The sequence below is a fragment of the Sphingomonas olei genome (assembly GCF_045369765.1).
In the GTDB taxonomy this organism is placed as follows: Bacteria; Pseudomonadota; Alphaproteobacteria; order Sphingomonadales; family Sphingomonadaceae; genus Sphingomonas; species Sphingomonas panaciterrae.
In genome coordinates this window covers 1-2,134 of sequence record NZ_JBIQEU010000058.1, presented here as the reverse complement: position 1 = coordinate 2,134, position 2,134 = coordinate 1, and the positions used below count along the sequence as shown (strand labels likewise).

Here is a 2,134-nt window from a genome sequence, read left to right as displayed (position 1 = left end):
TGTAGATGTCAGCGGTGAATAGCACGGTTCTGTCAGCGCTAAGTGACACCGATAACGAGTGTGCTGCGGGCGGCCTCCACCACATCCTCGGTGATGACGGTCAGCTCGTTCAGGCGCAGGATGCGCTCGATCTGGACGAACAGGCGGTGCAGGAGGCGGAAGTTGCCCCCGGTCATGCGCACGATCGCGGCGACCGCCTGCGCGTCGGTGAAATCGGCGTCGTCCAGTGAGAGCCCAAGGTCGCGCCAGCGCCTCGTCAGCACGAACGTCAATTCTTGGTCCTGCAACGGCCGGTAGTGATGCGCGAAGCCTACACGGCTGAAGAGTTGCGGGTAGCGTGCCATCCGCTTGTCGATTCCTGGCATGCCGATCAGGATGAGGCCGATCCCCCGGCGGTCGAACAAGTCGCGCAGCCATTCCAGCGCCGTCGTGGTCAGCCGCTCGGCCTCGTCCACGATCAGCAGCTCGACGTAGCGGGTGGTGTGGTCGATGATCTTGCACTTGCCCTCGACGCACGGGCGAACGTGATCGTCGATGCAGATGTCGGCGCGATCGATGAGCGCAGGCACGTCATGCCGCAGCTCGCGCATGGTGCAACTGACGGTGGGCGTGAAGAAGACGGCTCGGGAACGGGCGAGGTGGGCATTGACCTTCGCCTCGTCCGACCGGCGTCTGCCCCACTCCTCGACGGTTTCGGCGGCCACGTCCCAATGGGCGTACCGACGAGCAGAGAGCGTCTTTCCGACCCCGGCGGGTCCATGACAAAGGCCGATATAGCGGTGCTTGCGGACAGCATCGGCGAACTCGGTGAAACGGCGATGCTCCTGGGTCGCGATGAAGCTGGTGGCGCGCGCCGTGCCCATTCAATCGCCTTCGCTATAGGTGCGCAGGCGCGGTCCCTTGGACCGAGGCTCGACATCGGTGCTGGACGGCGAAACCCGTGTCGCCGGCAGAGTGGAGCGTATAACGAGGGCCGGAAAGAAGTCTGCCACGCGGGCCTTCCGCTCGCCAATCCCGCTTTGCAGACAGCGGCGGTGCGCGACGCGGGCGGCCTGTATATCCTTGAGCGTGATGCTGTCGCCGGCATGGTCGGCGCTCACGGCCCGGCACAGGAAGGTGTTGCGGTGAAAGACCCGAACCTCACCCATGTCGCGGGGATCGTAGCGGATCGTCACCGGCTCCCCGACATAGGCTGCGAGGGTTGGATCGAAATAGCGAAGCCCCTCAAAGCGAATGCCGTCACGATGCACCGTGCGGGGCTTGGCGACCATGACCAGCAGGGCGTCCAACTCCGCCAGCGTCTCCGGCATCCGTGACAACCACCCATCGCCGCGCCATGCGTTCACGGGGGCCATGCCGATCGCGCTATGCGGACGGGCATTGTAGGTCGAGACGATGTAGGCGCCGATCGCGGCGTCCAGCTCGGCGAGCGACAGGTGGGGTGGCGAGGCTGGCTTGCCATCGCGGAGGTTGCCCGGCAGCTCGGGCAGCAGCTCGGTGTTGATGGTGCGGAACAGCCGCTCGATCTTGCCGCGCCCCTGCGGACGGGCGATGCCCGAGTAGATCAGGCGGATGCGCAGGTCAGCCGCCGCCTGTTCAAGGTGGAGGCTGGTGAAGTCCGATCCGTGATCGACGTGCAGCACGTCGGGGATGCCGCACACCGGCCATGCCGGATCGGCTTTGCGCCAGATCGCCTGTCGCAGCGCGAGCGACGTGTTGAGCGCGGACGGCGCGTTCAGCATCACCATGTAACCAGCGACCGCCCGCGAGTGGTCGTCCACCACGGTCGTCAGCCACGGCCGCGCCTCCTTGCCGCCGGCGTCGAGGATCAGGATGTCGAGTTGCGTATGGTCAGCCTGCCATGTCGCGTTCGGCCGGGCAGCCCGATGGCGATGCACCAGCTCGTACTTGTCGCGGAAGGCGGCTGCGCCCTCGTGCGCCAGGGTCGCCATCGCCGGATCGATCCCGCCCACGATGCTGCGCACGCTGCCGTAGGATGGTGCTCGCCATCCCCGCTCACCGGCCAGACCGGTGATGCGCCGATGAATGGTTGCGATCGATGGCGGCGGCTTGAGGAGCGCCATGCCCTCGACCAGCTCGACTAGCTCCTTCGGAAAAGTGCGCTTGCCTGCTT

2 protein-coding genes are annotated in these 2,134 nt (G+C 66.1%); both read right to left on the bottom strand.

Annotated elements, in window-relative coordinates; all coding sequences use genetic code 11:
- Positions 1-38: 38 nt before the first annotated feature.
- Complete coding sequence (locus ACH0BU_RS17975) at positions 39-863, bottom strand: AAA family ATPase (protein ID WP_500264469.1); 825 nt, start codon at positions 861-863, stop codon at positions 39-41.
- Positions 864-2,134, bottom strand: a 1,271-nt coding sequence (locus tag ACH0BU_RS17970) for a TnsB C-terminal domain-containing protein (protein ID WP_500264468.1), incomplete at its 5' end; no start/stop codon positions are given. It abuts the gene before it with no gap.

Coding starts and splice junctions, on each gene's coding strand:
- ACH0BU_RS17975 (WP_500264469.1), bottom strand. CDS start 863: ATGGGCACGGCGCGCGCCACCAGCTTCATCGCGACCCAGGAGCATCGC.